Source organism: Geomicrobium sp. JCM 19038 (assembly GCF_000698125.1).
In the GTDB taxonomy this organism is placed as follows: domain Bacteria; phylum Bacillota; class Bacilli; order Bacillales; family Marinococcaceae; genus Geomicrobium_A.
On sequence record NZ_BAXA01000009.1, the window covers coordinates 118,870 to 134,292 of the forward strand.

Below are 15,423 nucleotides of genomic sequence, written 5' to 3' on the forward strand. Positions count from 1 at the left end.
TAGATGTCTTGAATAGTCTTCGCCGCCTATAAAGCTGTTGATGTATACTAGTAAAGACAAAAAATTCTGTACGAATCATCACGTAAAGTTGGGGGTACTGGCATGATGGAATCATTTAAAGTAGAGGTTAGCCAACATCGGGGATCATCGTATGAAGTTGGTATGCATTTAGGGCAGCAAGTGAAAGGGAAGAAGATTGTTGACGTTTATGAATCGATTACTCGTCAACAAATCGATATTGATGAAATGAAAGCATTGTATAAGACGTATGCTCCTCATTTACTTGATGAACTGGAAGGGTTAGCAGAGGCATTAACATGGCCTTTTGCAAGGTGGCAACTTGTTTCAGTGGGTATGATATTCCGAAAGTAGAAGCAATGGGATGTTCTACGATGATGTCAGGCTCGTATTATGTTCGCAACTATGATTTCTCTCCTGAATTGTATGATCATCGATTCGCATTGAGCGATCCGAAAGAAGGGTTCGCAACGGCAGGTTATCCATTGCAACTACTTGGAAGGCATGATGGAGTTAATGAACATGGCCTTGTCGCTGGCTTTCATTTCGTAAGTAACGCTGATTACCAAACTGGAATCTCTGCGTGGACCGCAATTCGAATGGTACTGGATACGTGTAAGTCCACTGAAGATGCCGTTCATTTATTGAAGGCGATTCCACATGCAGCTTGTTACAATTTCTCGATTGCAGATTCTTCTGGTAAGCAAGTAGCCGTAGAAGCAACGCCAACGACCGTGAACGCACGGCATTCAACAAACGCATTAGCTTGTGTCAACCACTTTCAAACTGAACCACTTCAAACCGCCAATCGAACGAACATTGAAGGCTCAAAAAAGCGAAACGAATACATTCAGCAACTTATAGAGAAGAAGGTATCGTTTACCGATGCATTTCGATTGTTTTCAGTGAAAGATTCGCCTTTATTTTATACGGATTATGAGCAGTTATTTGGAACATTACATACATTTGCCTATGAGTTTACGACTTCGCGTGTTGTTACGTGTCCGGCTGGCAGAATCGATGTGTTGGACTTTATCTTTACTGACTGGATCAATGGTGAGAACCTACGCTTGGATCACGTATTAGGGGAGCGTTGATCTACGACAAGAATTGTGGATCGAATCCTCTCTTGATACAAGCATCTTGCGGTTTATGGACAGCGATTGCACGTTCGGAGACTTTTAAGACATCAAAACGAAGCTTAAAAAACTCAAACGTTACCATGCCAGTTGTACAATTCAAGAGAATATTTACAGTGTATCCACGACCGACAATGCCTTCAGCAGATTGATCTAGCTCATCGAAATTAATCGGTTCACCTGTGAAGTTTTCGAAGGGCGGTTCATAACCACCCTTCGTTTCATCGAACGACCTGAGATCTAAAATTAACCCACTAATAAATAGCAATATAGCGAATGCGCCAATGGTGGCAAGTAGATAAACACTTGATTTGCGTACGAGTTTAACGTAGTGGTTCATCGTTGTACCTCCGTTCGATTTGTTTAAGATCGTTTTTGGATCTTTGCTTCTTAAAGCGGTACCCGACACCCCAAACCGTTTCGATTTCATCAAAGTCACTATTGTTAATCGAGAGTTTATCGCGAATTTTTTTCACGTGCACGGTAATTGTCGTAGGATCATTAATTGCATCCATTTTCCAGATTCGTTCGTAAAGATGCTCTTTCGAAAATACTTGCCCAACGTTTAGGACAAGAAAGCTAAGTAAATCAAACTCTTTGGCACGGAGTGCAACTTCAGTGCCATCCACCTCGACCGTGCGTGAGCTATGATCGATAAAGAGCCGTCCAATTGTCGTTTGATCGCTTGAAGGTTCGTTCATGGACGTAAGTCGTTCGTATCTTGCGACATGTGCCTTAACTTTGGCGACCAATTGGTTAGGGTTAAACGGTTTAACGATATAGTCATCCGCTCCTAAGCCAAGACCCCGAATAACATCAATATCTTCAGATCGTGCAGTGACCATAAGAATGGGCACTTCTTTCACATTGCGAATCGATTTGCAGATTGAAAAACCATCGATCCCCGGTAACATGACGTCTAACACAATAAGGTCATAGTCATTAGTTAAAGCAAGTTCCAGTCCGTCTGTTCCAGAGTGCTTCATCTCAACTGTGAAGCCGTTAATTTCAAGGTAATCTTTTTGTAGTTCAGAGATGCTTTTGTCATCTTCAATAATTAGAATTCGCTTCATCCTCATTCTCCTTTGTCTCAATCTGTTGAGCGATGGGCAATGCAAAAGTAATGGTCGTTCCTTCGTTTATGACACTGTGAACATGTACGCTTCCACCATGAGCATCAATGATTTGCTTTACAATCGCTAAGCCAATTCCACTTCCATTACGTTCAGAACTTTGAGATGCTTCAGTACGATAAAAGCGATCGAATAAATATGGAATCTCTTGTTTCTCGACTCCAGATCCGTTATCAGTCATTGCAATTGATACATACGAACCGTCTAACATGGCAGACAGTTTAATTGTTTTATTTGCTTTGTTCATGAACTTCACGCTATTGGATGTGATATTTACGAACACTTTATAGAGTTGATCACGATCAGCAACGACCATCGTTGTTGGATCAATTTCCAGTTCTGCTAAAAACGTAATGTTCTCATACTCTAACTCAAATGTTTCTTTTATATCATGTAGATAATGAGTAAGGTTAACGTTTTCAAATTGAAAAGGAATGCTGTTCATATCTAATTTTGAATAGAGGAACAGTTCATCGATTAATTTATCCATTTCTGTTGATTTAGAATGAATGATTTGCATGTATTTCTCTAATTTATTCTGATCTTCTGCAACGCCATCGAGTATACCTTGCACGTGACCTTGAATCGATGTGATTGGTGTTTTTAGATCATGAGAAATGTTGTTAATGAGTGCTTTTCGATTGGCTTCATAGCTTTCTTGAATTGCTTTAGACTGTCGCAATTGAATTCTCATGTTCTCAAATGCAGCCGCAAGTTCGCCAACTTCATCTTGACGGGTGATGGCTGTTTGCTGATTTAAATCCCCATTAGCAATCGCTTGAGCTGAAGTGTTAAGTTTTTTCAAAGGTAGAATAATATGCTTTGAAAAGACGTAAGTAATGACAGCATTTGTTAGTAAATAAACAAAGATGAAACCCGCGATAACGAAAGGGACAACTTGTGTTAAAAAGGCGTCTACAGGTGATAGATCCAGTGTTATAAAAAGTGAACCGTGACGATCATCATCAAAATAAAAATCTGAACTTACATAAGCCCAAGAATGATCACCATTACGCAAGTAACCTTGGTCATTTAGTAGACCATCATGGTTTGGTGTTTGACGGGTGGGAAGCTGAGGCAAATTGGGTTGATCTTCGTTAAAAGTCGTATGGATAATTTGATCATCTCTTCGTACAACAATGTCGATTTGGCGATGGTTAAGCATACCTTCAAACTCAGAAATAACCGATTCATTTAATAAAGCATTAGGGTCTGTAGAAGCGATTTGTTGTAGGGAAGACACAGCGACTAGTTCATCATAGAAGAAATCCTCTACAGTACCGTTCTCAATGCTATAGAACTGTTTCATATCATCAATGTTTGTAAGAAATAATTGAAAAAGAAGGTGAAGAAAGAGTATGAATAATCCGATTGGAATAATCGTCATGAGTACGTAGGATAAGAGTAGCTTAATTCGTATGGACATGTCGTGCTCTCCCTTCACTTTGCTTACTTCTCCATTGTAGTTGAAATGGAGTGGAATCATTTATCTTTTTGACACTTCCTTTTTAGTAAAAGGAAACCACCAATTCCAATTTCCAAGTAGTTTCATCGTAGCAGGTACTAAGAACAAGCGAACGATTGTTGCATCAAGTGCAATGGCAAGTGCCATCCCAAGCCCTAATTGTTGCATCGGCAATACGCCTGCAAAAGCAAATGAACCAAAAACAACGACCATAATAAGCGCTGCTCCAGAAATCATTGGAGCGGTTTTTTCTAAGCCAATCGCAACACTTTCTTCGTTAGACAAACCTTTTTGATATTCTTCTTGTACTCGACTTAACAAAAACACTTCGTAATCTGTACTCAGGCTGAACAAAAGACCGAGCAATAAAATCGGTATAAAGCTCTGAATAAATCCAAAATCGCCAAACCCGAAAATCGTTGAACCGAGCCCCCATTGGAAAACAACAACGAGTATTCCATACGTTGCTCCTAATGAAAGGACGTTTAAAACAATGGCTTTCAAAGGTAATAATAAACTTCTAAACGTAACGACTAAAACGAGAAATAAAAGCATTAAGGTGAACGTTAAAACCATCGGTAAACTTTCATTTAATGATTGGCTCGTATCCATTCCTTCTGCAGTTTCACCACCAACATAAACCACATAGTCTTCACTCGTTGCTAGGCGATCTCGAATGTCTTGCACGATGGCACGATTCGTGTCGCTAGAAGAGTGATCGGTTGTAATAACATCAAACACGGCAAGTTGATTGTTCTTGCTTACGTGTCGGTTAATCAACATCCAGTCATCTTCATGTAACGCTTGTTGATGCTCATTTAACAGTGAATGAATCTCAGATGCTTCTAAGTTAGGGAAGAATGAAAATAGAGAACTGACTTCTTCAACGTCTGGAATATTTTCCAATTCTTCGTTTAATATAGAGAGTTTCTCGAGTAGTTGTGGTTCGGTAATCACGTCATTTTCTATTGCAACAACGACTTGAATTGGGGAAGCAAACCCTACGCCAAAGCCTTCTTCTAGATGAGCTAACCCATGCCGAACTTGTGTCTGTTCAGGCAGCATACGGGAGTCAGGCGTTGACACTTCTAATTCAAGTGCGGGTACGGCCATAGCAAGAAGCAACATAATTGAAGCAACGAGATAAACGACGGGGCGCTTCATGACGCGATGCGCAAGTCGATACCATTTGCCTTCACCTGTGGATCCGTCTCGAATGGACAAAAAGGGAATTTTCCATGCGTTAATTCGCGTACCGATTAATGCCAAACAAGCAGGTAATAATGTAAGACTTGTTACCATGAGGAAGAAGACGACAACGATTACGCCTAAAGCAATTGAACGAACAGCGGCAATATCAACGAGTAGAATTGCAGACATTGCACCAATAATAGTCAATGCAGAGAACAGTATGGCGTGCCCTGCTGTACCCATTGTTTGTGTGACAGCTTCGGCGACTTGATTAGACGATTGTTCTAACTGTTCTCGGAATCGTTTTATGAAAATGAGGGCAAAGTCAATGCCTACACCGATGCCTAACATGAGGGCTGCATCAAGAACAAAGATCGATAACTCGATCCATTGAGAGAACCAATAAAGCACGCCAAGAGATGTAACAATTGAAAAGCTCGATAATACTAACGGCATTAGTGAAGAAACGACGGAACGAAAGACAACCAATAAGACGATCAAAATGATAGGCAAGGCGTATAAATGAGCATTCTCTAACCCTTGTTGGCTTAGCTCATTCATCTCTGCCCAAAATGCTGGTGCTCCTAAAATTGTAGCTTCAAAACCATCCGTTTGAATAGAGCTTGATAAGCGTCCTTGGATATCTGCTAATACGTTTTGCGCGAAGCTTCATCAATGTTTAGTTCAATAAAGCCGATACTTGTCTGACCACCGTCAGAAACGAATAGATCTTGTAGATGCTCTGGGGCGTCGATCCACGTATAGACACGATCAATCTCTGCTTCACGTTGCAGTGACATGGAGCCTGCTCAATTGCCTCTGTATACACGTCTGAACCGACTTGCTCTGTTTCATGATTGATTACGAGTGTTAATGATGTTTCATCTCTAGACTCGAACTCTTCAGATAGTCGCTCAGACGCGAGGTTAGAATCAGAACCTGGAACACCCCACCCACCTCCAGTGAGGTGCTCACCGATCTGTGAACCGTAATATCCCCCGAATGTAAGAAGAATTAGCCAGAAACTAATCACTTTCCATTTGTGTGTAACCACCCATTTGCCTAAATGCTTAAGCGCGTTTTCCACCATGTGATGTCCTCCTTTAGATCGACGATTTCTTCGTTCAGTTTAATCAGCACTTCTAAGCATTCTCTAACCGAATTCTTAACTTTTTATTAACGAATCTAAAGGAAGTTTAGTCACGCTAAAGAGGAACGTGTTCATCAAACACGTTCCAATAAATAAAAGGGAGCAATTTTGATAGCTTCTTGTTTGACTCTTTATGATTCGTTTAACTTCATTTGCATGCTTGCTTTGGCAACCGTATTCTTTATTTTTGTGGGTATGTTTTACCATTGATTGTTTAGTTTTGCTCGTACTATGCAAATCAGCATTCTTTGAAACACACAAATTCAGATTAGAGATTGTCACCAGTGTTTCGTCCAAACCGAACCGGACGATTAATCATACTGTACAAGGGGAGGGAGTCGAGTGAAGCTATTGTTTATCGTGCAGGATACGTCTTCATATGTTGATCGCAACTATCATTATTTAGAAGAAGCCTTGCGTCTGCATTGTGACCAATTTGCGACCCACAGAACATCTGGTCATATGACACACATCTTAAACGGTTTATCGTTTCGACCAGATTTCATTCTAGTCGTTAACGATCTTGGTGGATCTTTTTTTCCGAGAGTACGTGGGCTGCGGCAATGTCAGATCCCGACAGGTTTAATTGTTAATGACGTTCATCGCCACACAAAACTACGTGAAAGCCACTTGCAAAGCGAGCAGTATACAGCAATATTTTCAGTCGTCCACGATGCATTTCAAAAGCAGTATCCACGTTACGCCGATACGTTTCACTGGTTGCCACACTTTGTGAATACGAGCTTATTTCACCCTGGGGAAAAGAAGCGATGTGAGCTCTTGTTAACAGGTGCTGTAAACGAGACGTATCCATTTCGCCTAGCGGTAAAACAACAGCTTGAGCATGACCGACGTTTTTACTATATTCCTCATCCCGGCTATCAATCTACGAATAATGACGTGGCAGGTACAGGTTATGCAAAGCGGTTACGTGAAGCGAAGATTAGCTTTGCTTGTCCATCGATCTATGAGTACCCAGTTAAGAAATATTACGAGATTCTCGCGAGTGAGACACTACTCCTTGCACCAGCGTGTGATGAGTTGCTACGACTTGGATTTATACCTGGAAAGCATTTTGTGGAGACAAATCATGAAACCGTTGCTGAGCAAGCATATTTGTGGTTAGAAGATGAACAAAAGCGAACAGAAGTGGCACGAGCGGTTCTCAATTTGTGTATGATCAACATTCATTAAAAAAGAGAGTAAACCAATTGTTAACGATTATTAAAAAGGAAGTGAATAAGTATGCCAAAGATCGGTAAAAACGTCGTCATTCATGACGGTGCAACTGTCGGAGAAAATGTCACGATTGGCGACAATTCAGTTATTTATAGCGATGTAATTCTTGAAGACAACGTCACCATTGGTCCGAACAATGTTATTGGAATAGTGGCGGGTGGAAATGACCGTATGCGTAAAGACAATCAAAGCATTACCCCTCTTGTCATAAAATCTGGAACGAAGACAGGCAGTCTCGTTGCTCTCTATGCAGGAACGACTATCGGTCAGAGTTGTTTTTTTGGAGATTTGAGTAGTGTACGGGAAAATGTCACGATTGGGGATCGTACAGTGATTGGCAGGTCAGCAATTGTTGAACTTAATACAACCATTGGCTCTCGCTGTACCGTACAAACTGGTGCATACGTAACGGGAGATTCAATCGTTGAGGATGATGTGTTTATTGGTCCATGTGTCTCGATGTCGAACGATAAGTACATGGGAGCAAGACCGTTTGATATGAAAGGTCCCCATATTAAGCGAGGAGCAAAAATCGGTAACAACGCAACACTGTTACCTGGCGTTGTTATCGGGGTTGAAACGATCGTTGGTGCAGGTGCAGTTGTAACGAAAAACACGAAGGATCAAGTAACCGTGGCAGGTGTACCAGCGAAAGAGTTGTCTTAAGAAAGGGACGTTATGAGCGAGAGAATTCTCGCTTTAGCGTCTTAACAATAAGGGTTGCTGCATCCCCTTCACCGAAAAGTGGGGGATGTTCTGTTGGACGCTTTCGTTCTTTCACAAGCTGTGGGAGTAATGGAAGGTCTTTTTCTTTTACAAGTGTATTCCAACGCGTCGCAACGGTTTCGTGCCACTCAGTTTCTTCACGTAATGTAAAGCACGGAACAGAAAGTACATAAGCTTCTTTTTGAATCCCACCAGAATCGGTCAGGATTGCTTGGCTATGGCTAAGTAGAGTGAGCATATCAAAGTAAGGCAAGGGCGGTAAAAACCGAAGTCTGTCGTACGGACTACCATTCAATTGTTCAATTGCCTTTTTTGTTCTTGGGTGTAGTGGTAGGTAGACAGGATAGTCTAGCATTTGCAAGTGATTTAAGTACGTATGAAGTCGCTTGGCATCATCGATCAGTTCTGCGCGATGTAACGTCGTTACATAGTAAGGTTTTTCTCGTAACTGGTGTTCTTCGAGAATTGTTGATTCTTTTAAAGCGACTGTCTTGTAATGAAGGCATGCATCAACCATTAAGTCACCACTCACGATAATTGAACCGTTTATGTTTTCTTTTGTTAATTGGATTGCTGACTGCTCGGTCGGACAAAAGCACCAGGTTGCGAGGTGGTCGCTCACAACGCGGTTGTATTCTTCAGGCATACGCCGATTAAAGCTACGTAAGCCCGCTTCGACATGAGCAAGTGGAAGTTGCAATTTAGACGCGGCCAGACTGCCAGCGAGCGTACTGACTGTATCACCGTATACGATTACGATATCAGGTTTAAGTTGGGCAAAAGTCTCTTCTAACCCAACGATCATGGATCCTAAGTCATCATCACGATGATGCAATTGAACATCAGGCTTTTTTAATTGAAGTTGTGAAAAAAAGACATCTGACATGGCTGCATCGTAATGTTGCCCCGTATGAATGAGTGTTTCATGTTGTCGAAGTTGTTTTGATACCATAGCGGCTTTCATAAATTGAGGTCTCGCACCAACGACCGTTGCAATTTTCATATGTCCCCTCCAAGTTACATTCGCATACTACTATTCATATGGAGGAGGTGGAATTCTATGAAAAAGAGAAGCGTGTGTATGCTCATTAGTGAACATCCGTACGAAGATGCCCGTATTTTTGAACGGGAAGCAAAAAGCCTTGTAGGTGCGGGGTATAACGTGACAATGCTCGTACCGCAGTTTAAAGGAACGTTACTCGGAATTGAAGGGGCGCCTTTAAAGAAAAAAGTCGAACCGTTTTGTGAGGCAGGGGTGACGATTATTCCTTATGAAGCAACGAATGTTCAGTCACAGTTCACTCTTGATCAAACGAAAGAACATAGTCGTACACTTGCCAAGTGTGGTGCAGAAATTGACGCAGACGTCTACCATGCTCATGAGCCGTCTTCACTCGTTGCAGCTGTTCAAATAAAACGTACAAAGCCACATGCAAAGGTGATCTTTGATAGTCATGAATTGGTCATTGATGCTCGTGCAAAAACGTCCAATCGTCGGCAACGACAATATGAAAACGTGTTCCGTGAACTGTTAAAAGACGTTGACGCGCTCATCACTGTGTCGCCATCCATTGCAAAAGACTGTTACGACCATGGATACAAAGGTCCATCTGAGCTGATCTACAATGCGCCTCGACTAAGTTCACCTCCAAAACTAAAACAATCAATCCGTACGATCGGTTATGTTGGAACGGTAACGAAAGAAAAAGGGAATTGGCACAAATTACTTGAGCTTGCCTCAGAGAGCAATTATCACGTTAAAGTAATCGGTGGTGCCTCGAAATTTACGGAACCATTAGGCATTCCTAAAAAACTTCAAAATCGAATTCACATACGTGGGTGGGTTCCGTATCGTCACATCGCTGCCGAATTGCAAGATGTAGATGTTGGTTGGATTGATATGGACCTTTCAACCGCATTAAATCGGGACTATGCACTTCCGAATAAGTTTTTTAGCTACTTGGACGCAGGTGTTCCTGTCCTCGTGAATCGCTGTAAAGATATGCGCAATTTTATTGAGCGTTATTCGTGTGGGGCAAGTGTGCCAAAGTCAGTGGCGAATGCTCAAGATTATTTAAAGCAACTTGCTTTAATGGAAGGCAACCTTTCGACATTTAGTCGCAATGCCCGGAACGTCATGGAGACGACTGCTTCATGGGAGAAAATGGAGATTCGTTTAATTGAATTGTACGGTGCGTTATTTGAGCATCGTAACTGCCAGATTGTCCAATCGTTTTCCTTCGTACTCACATATTGTAATTCTAGAAATATATGTTAATTCTAGGATTGAAGGTGAAGATATGAACAAACAAACCGTTGCGGTTGTCGGTCTTGGAAAGATTGGACTTACATTAGCCGCAGTATACGCAACCAATAATTATAACGTCATTGGATGTGACGTGAATAAAGATGTCGTTCAAGCAGTGAACGCAGGCAAAAGCCACATTGATAATGAACCAGGTCTTCCAGAACTTGTAAAGAAGGCGCATGATACCCAAACGTTACGTGCAACAACGAACACGTCTGAAGCCGTTTCAAAGTCTTCCATTGTTGTGGTCATTGTCCCTGTGCTCATTGATTCTAGTAACGATGTGAGCTACACCTACATTGACAGTGCAACAGAAGCAATTGGCAAAGGTCTGCAAAAAGGAACTACGGTCATTTATGAGACGACGTTGCCAACAGGAGATACACGTGAGCGTTTCGGTCGCAAGCTTGAAGAATTGTCACAATTGAAGATGGGAAGTGATTTCTATCTTGCATACAGTCCAGAGCGTGTGTATTCAAATACAATTATTCGTGACTTAAAGCTATATCCTAAGATCGTTGGAGGCGTTAATGAAGAAAGTCTAATTTACGCAAGTGCATTTTATCGTGCTGCTCTCCAATGTGAAGTACTTCCTGTGGAAAGCACAGAAACTGCCGAATTTGCTAAAGTAGCTGAATGTGTGTACCGCGATGTGAACATTGCGCTCGCAAACGAATTGGCCGTCTATGCAGATGCATGTGGTGTAAATCTAAAAGAAGCAGCAAATGCGAGCAATACCCAACCATTCTCACACATTCACGCTGCTGGTATTGGGGTAGGAGGTCATTGTATACCGATCTATCCGTACTTTTTCATCTCCCGTGGTTTGCAGAATGGGATTATTCAAGAGTCACGTAAAACGAATGACAACATGGCGAGCTATGCTCTTTCAAGAATTGAAAAACAACAAGGTTCCCTTAAGGATTCACAAGTACTCATTTTAGGATTATCGTACCGAGAGAACGTTAAAGAAACGGAGAAATCTACAACCTGGCTCTTAATCGACCAACTAGAGGCGAAAGGTGCGAAAGTATCCGTAAACGATCCGCACTACGATGCACAAGAGTTTTTGAGTTATGGTATAAAGAATAACGATCTATCGCCCGAAGCAGTGAAAGATGTTGATGTAATTATCTTGCAAGCAAACCATCAAGAATACAAAAAAGTAAATTTCAACATGTTCCAAAAGGATGCACTATTCTTTGACGGTAGAAATGCATTCCATCGCGATGGTATCATCTCTGCTGGGCTTCGCTACGATGCAATTGGAGGTGCGAAGTCGTGATTCCTATGGTGGATCTAAAAAAAGAATACGAATTGTTAAAAGAAGCCATTCAAAAGGAAATAAATGAAGTGCTAGAAAGCGGCATTTATATTCTAGGACCGAAGTGCGCAGAGTTGGAACACCAATTTGTGCAATACAACCAAACAAAGCATGCCGTTGGTGTTGCCAACGGCACAGATGCGTTATACCTCGCTGTAAAAGCGTTAGGGATTGGTCCAGGAGACGAAGTCATTACGACACCATTTACGTTTTTCGCAAGTGGTGAAGCAATCGCAGAAGCAGGGGCAACACCGGTATTTGTCGATATTGATCTGAAAACGTACAACATTGATCACCATAAAATTGAAGAGAAAATCACTTCGAAAACCAAGGCATTGCTCGTCGTTCATCTGTTCGGAAAGCTGTGTGACATGGAACACATTATGCAGCTAGCGAAGAAGCATAATCTTTATGTTATTGAAGACGCCTGCCAAGCAGTTGGAACGAAAGATGCTAACGGACAGTTCGCAGGGACAATAGGTGATGTTGGTTGCTTTTCATTTTTTCCTTCGAAAAATTTAGGTGCTTTTGGCGATGGTGGGATGGTCGTTACGAAAGACTTTAAGATATACGACAAACTGTGCGAACTACGCAACCATGGTAGTGTAAAGAAATATGAACATGCGAGCATCGGCATTAACAGTCGTCTGGATGAGATTCAGGCTGCCATTTTGCTCGTAAAGCTTAATTATTTGGATTTGTTTTTGCATAAACGTCAAGTGATCGCAAACGTTATTGTGAGGCACTATCCAAGGTTTCGCAAATGCCAGAGATGAAGGGACATACTTTTCATCAGTTTTGTTTTGAAGTTGAAGAACGGGATGCGCTCATGTCTTATTTACAAAAGCGTGGCATCTCTTCAGCTGTGTATTATCCAATCCCTCTCCACTTGCAACAAGCCTTTACGCATTTAGGATACAAAGAAGGGGATTTTAGCGTATCAGAGAACGCCGCAAAGCACATTGTCGGATTACCGATTTCACCAGAACTATCCATGACGGACCAAGAAATGATTATTCAAGCAGTCAAAGACTTTCACAAGTAACGAAGAAAATCATTCCATTTGGAATGGTTTTTTTTCGTGATGGATTCATCGTGTTTTCGAACGTTGTATACGGTAAAGTCGGCGTAATGGAACGGATAGTGGTTTAGCCATTCTCTTAACAGAAGGACGTCTTCAAACAACCGCCCGTCATGAAATGAAGAAGCAGGGTATCCACCTAGTGCTTGTAAGGACGATGTATGGTACAGACGTGGACCGAGTGGAAAAGGGTAGCGCAAAAGGTCCTTCTGATTACGCACCGCTTTACCTTTTGCAATCTTTTTGAAGGTAACGGTCTTTTGTTCTTGTTTCCAATGACGAAAGTTACCATATAGTAATCCTTCTTTGATAGAAGTTGTGTTTATTAGCATTTTTATCGTTGCAATCGCATCAGGATCAAGCCAATCGTCTGCATCTAATTCAAGTACCCACTCACTCGTGATGAAGGGAATCACTTGATTTAAAGCTTTGCTTTTGCCTACATTCTCAGGCATTTGATGTGTCGTGAGTGTAGGCAGATTCGTTTGTTCAACAAGAGCGACGGTGTTGTCTGTGGAAGCATCATCAACAAAGAGGGTCTGTGCAACACTTGCAGATTGTTCTGCGATTGAATGCAGGCAATTGCTTATAAATCGCTCTGCATTATAGGAAGCAATCATAATTGAGATCGAGGGATCGTCGTTTTGGATGAGTGATGGTTCGATGTATTTTTTACAAAGCCGTGCTTTTTCACGAGATGCTTTCGTCTTTGAGAGCCTCGAGATGGAATGTAATTGCATGTATTCGATGTTTTCTACCTGTAATCGTGATAACCACATGAAATAACGCGCTTCTGGAAAAGGAGCTTCTACAGCGAGCGGCAAAGGTGTGCTTTGTAGCGTTTCCATTCGAATGAAGAGATAGATATACGAGTCTTTGTAAGAAGCAAGGAGAGCGTGTTGATCGCTAAGCGCTTCAATGAGTTCTTGTAACTCGTAAGAGACATGTTTTTGAAACAATACTAACCCGTACGTTGCGCTCGTTTTAACTGGCGGCTCTTCGTCATAAGACCAAACGACGATGTGATTCATAACACCACCTCAAAATAGGTTCAACTTGTAGTAAGAGTGCACACGCAAACTTACTTGTTTATGCATCTACTATATAGATATTAGAGAATTGGAGGAGTATACCGTGAACATTGCTTCATTATATAACTTATTCCAAAGTATGATCGACCAAGAGGTCGAAGTAAGCGTTCCATTTGGTGTTGTCAGTGGTGTTGTTCAGGCTGTATATCCAGATTATGTAGTGCTACAAGAAATAGACGGTACGTTTCTATTGATACGCTTAGATCAGATTGAAGTCGTTACTGAATCCGTTTCGTAAAGAAAGGAGACTAAATCATGTTTGAATTTTTATTTGTTCTAGAGTTGCAATCAAGAATCGGGACAAGCGTTCAACTGGCCACCTCAAACCAATATTTTGAAGGAACGATTCTTGATGCATCGTTTAGCGTTGTCGCGTTAGAGACCGATGATGGATATGGAGTGAATAGACACTATATAAGCGTTTCCGATATTAATTTTCTACGAATCAGCGAAGTGTAAAAAAGAAGTAAGGCGAGTCTATCATGTGATAGCCGCCTTACTTCTTTTTTATTGCATCGCTAATCATGCTAGAGAGTTGTAACGCTTTGATCCCTTCATCTGCACTCACAGAGGGCGGGCGCTTTGCTTTAATGCAGTCGATAAAGTCTTGTAATTCAAGTGTTAATGGCTGTAAATACGAAGGGATATAAATGGTTTCTGTCGAAGTTCTTGGATAGCCGTACGTCAATTGATCTAGTCGTTTCGTAATCGTAATTTGATTACTTAATAAGTCAGCTGAAATGTACGCATCTTCTGCAAGAATGATAATGGAGCGTACTTTCTTTGTTGAACGAAAACTTGCGGTTAGTTCGACAATCATACCTTCTTTCGAACGGGCTATGACGGAGGCATGCGAAGGGTTTTCATCCGTAATTCCAAACGTATGAAGCTCTTCAAAATGTTTGCCACTTAATGCGTGCACAAGATAAAGGTCATGAATCATCAGGTCGTGCACGACATCGATGTTTCGCATCTGTTCATGAAACGGTGCCATCCGATGCGTCTCAATCGCTAAGATTTTCTCCTGTTTGACAATGGTTCGTAGTGTTTTAATGAGCGGATTAAACAGTTCAATGTGTCCAACTTGTAAAATAATGTTGGCTTTATTTGCAGCATTTTTCAAAGCGATCGCTTCAAGTTCAGTGGCAGCGATTGGTTTTTCCATGAGCACATGAACGCCTTTTCGAATGCAAGCCATTCCAACTTCATAATGAAACGGGGTTGGTACGGTAATGCTGACGGCGTCAACATCATCTAACAGTGCGTCTAGCGAATTGTATGCGACTGCACCATAGCGGTTAGCGGCATCTGCGCATCTCAATTGATCGACGTCATAAACACCAACCAGTGTACAATGGTTTCGAAGTGTTGCATATGTGCGTAAATGGTTTTCACCCATATTTCCAGTTCCGATTACACCTACGTTCATCGTTGTCCCCTCACTTTCGGTTTCAATGATTCGTAACAGTTTATGCTAGATTGCTCGAAACGAATGGACAAACCGCCAATGATTGAAAAAAATAAGACAATACTACAGATAAATTGTAGAATTAAACTA

At 41.5% G+C, this 15,423-nt stretch carries 18 protein-coding genes and 1 pseudogene; 10 read left to right on the top strand and 9 right to left on the bottom strand.

Features of this window, described 5'->3' with window-relative positions; translation table 11 throughout:
* The first annotated feature begins 102 nt into the window (after nt 1-102).
* Both JCM19038_RS23720 and JCM19038_RS12680 read left to right on the top strand, forming a co-directional pair.
* The gene (locus JCM19038_RS23720; protein ID WP_238554406.1) at nt 103-372 is read left to right on the top strand and encodes a hypothetical protein; all 270 of its coding nucleotides are present in this window, start codon (nt 103-105) and stop codon (nt 370-372) included.
* The gene (locus tag JCM19038_RS12680) at nt 318-1,115 is read left to right on the top strand and encodes a C45 family peptidase (protein ID WP_238554407.1); all 798 of its coding nucleotides are present in this window, start codon (nt 318-320) and stop codon (nt 1,113-1,115) included. The genes JCM19038_RS23720 and JCM19038_RS12680 overlap by 55 nt, the downstream gene beginning before the upstream one ends.
* A 1-nt stretch (nt 1,116) precedes the next feature.
* Here the strand turns inward: JCM19038_RS12680 and JCM19038_RS12685 are convergent, their stop codons facing one another.
* The 6 genes and pseudogenes from JCM19038_RS12685 to JCM19038_RS12705 all read right to left on the bottom strand — a co-directional run bounded on the left by JCM19038_RS12685 (nt 1,117) and on the right by JCM19038_RS12705 (nt 6,036).
* Entirely contained in the window at nt 1,117-1,497 is a 381-nt protein-coding gene (locus tag JCM19038_RS12685; protein WP_042418552.1) for a hypothetical protein, read from the bottom strand.
* Nucleotides 1,481-2,230, bottom strand: a complete 750-nt coding sequence (locus JCM19038_RS12690) for a response regulator transcription factor (RefSeq protein ID WP_081831784.1) — start codon at nt 2,228-2,230, stop codon at nt 1,481-1,483. Before JCM19038_RS12690 ends, JCM19038_RS12685 begins: the two co-directional genes overlap by 17 nt.
* On the bottom strand, nt 2,208-3,716 hold the full coding sequence (locus JCM19038_RS12695; RefSeq protein ID WP_042418640.1) for a HAMP domain-containing sensor histidine kinase: 1,509 nt from the start codon (nt 3,714-3,716) through the stop codon (nt 2,208-2,210). The genes JCM19038_RS12690 and JCM19038_RS12695 overlap by 23 nt, the downstream gene beginning before the upstream one ends.
* A gap of 60 nt (nt 3,717-3,776) precedes the next feature.
* Nucleotides 3,777-4,919, bottom strand: a complete 1,143-nt coding sequence (locus JCM19038_RS25515) for an MMPL family transporter (RefSeq protein ID WP_373902961.1) — start codon at nt 4,917-4,919, stop codon at nt 3,777-3,779.
* Nucleotides 4,917-5,594: pseudogene (locus JCM19038_RS25520) on the bottom strand (MMPL family transporter); the annotation flags it as partial. The pseudogene JCM19038_RS25520 and the gene JCM19038_RS25515, both read right to left, overlap by 3 nt.
* Before the next feature lie 31 nt (nt 5,595-5,625).
* A complete protein-coding gene (locus tag JCM19038_RS12705) occupies nt 5,626-6,036 on the bottom strand; it encodes a hypothetical protein (protein WP_042418559.1) in 411 nt (136 codons plus the stop codon).
* 402 nt (nt 6,037-6,438) lie between these two features.
* Here JCM19038_RS12705 and JCM19038_RS12710 point away from each other — a divergent pair, with 402 nt between their 5' ends.
* A complete protein-coding gene (locus JCM19038_RS12710; protein WP_042418562.1) occupies nt 6,439-7,290 on the top strand; it encodes a glycosyltransferase family 1 protein in 852 nt (283 codons plus the stop codon).
* A gap of 51 nt (nt 7,291-7,341) precedes the next feature.
* Complete coding sequence (locus JCM19038_RS12715; protein WP_042418564.1) at nt 7,342-8,001, top strand: acyltransferase; 660 nt, start codon at nt 7,342-7,344, stop codon at nt 7,999-8,001.
* A 10-nt stretch (nt 8,002-8,011) separates the two neighbouring features.
* Here JCM19038_RS12715 and wecB read toward each other — a convergent pair whose 3' ends face one another.
* Complete coding sequence (gene wecB, locus JCM19038_RS12720; protein WP_042418567.1) at nt 8,012-9,064, bottom strand: non-hydrolyzing UDP-N-acetylglucosamine 2-epimerase; 1,053 nt, start codon at nt 9,062-9,064, stop codon at nt 8,012-8,014.
* A gap of 57 nt (nt 9,065-9,121) precedes the next feature.
* On the opposite strand from wecB, the gene JCM19038_RS12725 reads away from it, so the two are divergent.
* The 4 genes from JCM19038_RS12725 to JCM19038_RS25065 are packed head-to-tail and all read left to right on the top strand — an operon-like array spanning nt 9,122 to nt 12,738.
* Nucleotides 9,122-10,339: a glycosyltransferase gene (locus tag JCM19038_RS12725; protein ID WP_052361601.1), complete on the top strand. Its 1,218-nt coding sequence runs from the start codon at nt 9,122-9,124 to the stop codon at nt 10,337-10,339.
* Nucleotides 10,340-10,361: 22 nt separating this feature from the next.
* Nucleotides 10,362-11,654 (top strand): nucleotide sugar dehydrogenase, encoded by a 1,293-nt coding sequence (locus JCM19038_RS12730; protein WP_042418570.1) that lies wholly within the window; start codon nt 10,362-10,364, stop codon nt 11,652-11,654.
* 5 nt (nt 11,655-11,659) lie between these two features.
* Nucleotides 11,660-12,469 (top strand): DegT/DnrJ/EryC1/StrS aminotransferase family protein, encoded by an 810-nt coding sequence (locus JCM19038_RS12735; protein WP_307190026.1) that lies wholly within the window; start codon nt 11,660-11,662, stop codon nt 12,467-12,469.
* The gene (locus tag JCM19038_RS25065; protein WP_307190025.1) at nt 12,457-12,738 is read left to right on the top strand and encodes a DegT/DnrJ/EryC1/StrS family aminotransferase; all 282 of its coding nucleotides are present in this window, start codon (nt 12,457-12,459) and stop codon (nt 12,736-12,738) included. The genes JCM19038_RS12735 and JCM19038_RS25065 overlap by 13 nt, the downstream gene beginning before the upstream one ends.
* Here JCM19038_RS25065 and JCM19038_RS12740 read toward each other — a convergent pair.
* Nucleotides 12,729-13,805: a glycosyltransferase family 2 protein gene (locus JCM19038_RS12740; RefSeq protein ID WP_052361605.1), complete on the bottom strand. Its 1,077-nt coding sequence runs from the start codon at nt 13,803-13,805 to the stop codon at nt 12,729-12,731. The genes JCM19038_RS25065 and JCM19038_RS12740 overlap by 10 nt on opposite strands.
* A gap of 103 nt (nt 13,806-13,908) precedes the next feature.
* On the opposite strand from JCM19038_RS12740, the gene JCM19038_RS12745 reads away from it, so the two are divergent.
* Complete coding sequence (locus JCM19038_RS12745; protein WP_042358919.1) at nt 13,909-14,103, top strand: DUF2642 domain-containing protein; 195 nt, start codon at nt 13,909-13,911, stop codon at nt 14,101-14,103.
* Between the two features lie 17 nt (nt 14,104-14,120).
* A complete protein-coding gene (locus JCM19038_RS12750; RefSeq protein WP_042418573.1) occupies nt 14,121-14,324 on the top strand; it encodes a hypothetical protein in 204 nt (67 codons plus the stop codon).
* 37 nt (nt 14,325-14,361) lie between these two features.
* Here JCM19038_RS12750 and JCM19038_RS12755 read toward each other — a convergent pair whose 3' ends face one another.
* Nucleotides 14,362-15,294, bottom strand: coding sequence for a Gfo/Idh/MocA family protein (locus JCM19038_RS12755; RefSeq protein WP_042418575.1), 933 nt, complete (start codon nt 15,292-15,294; stop codon nt 14,362-14,364).
* Nucleotides 15,295-15,423: the final 129 nt, after the last annotated feature.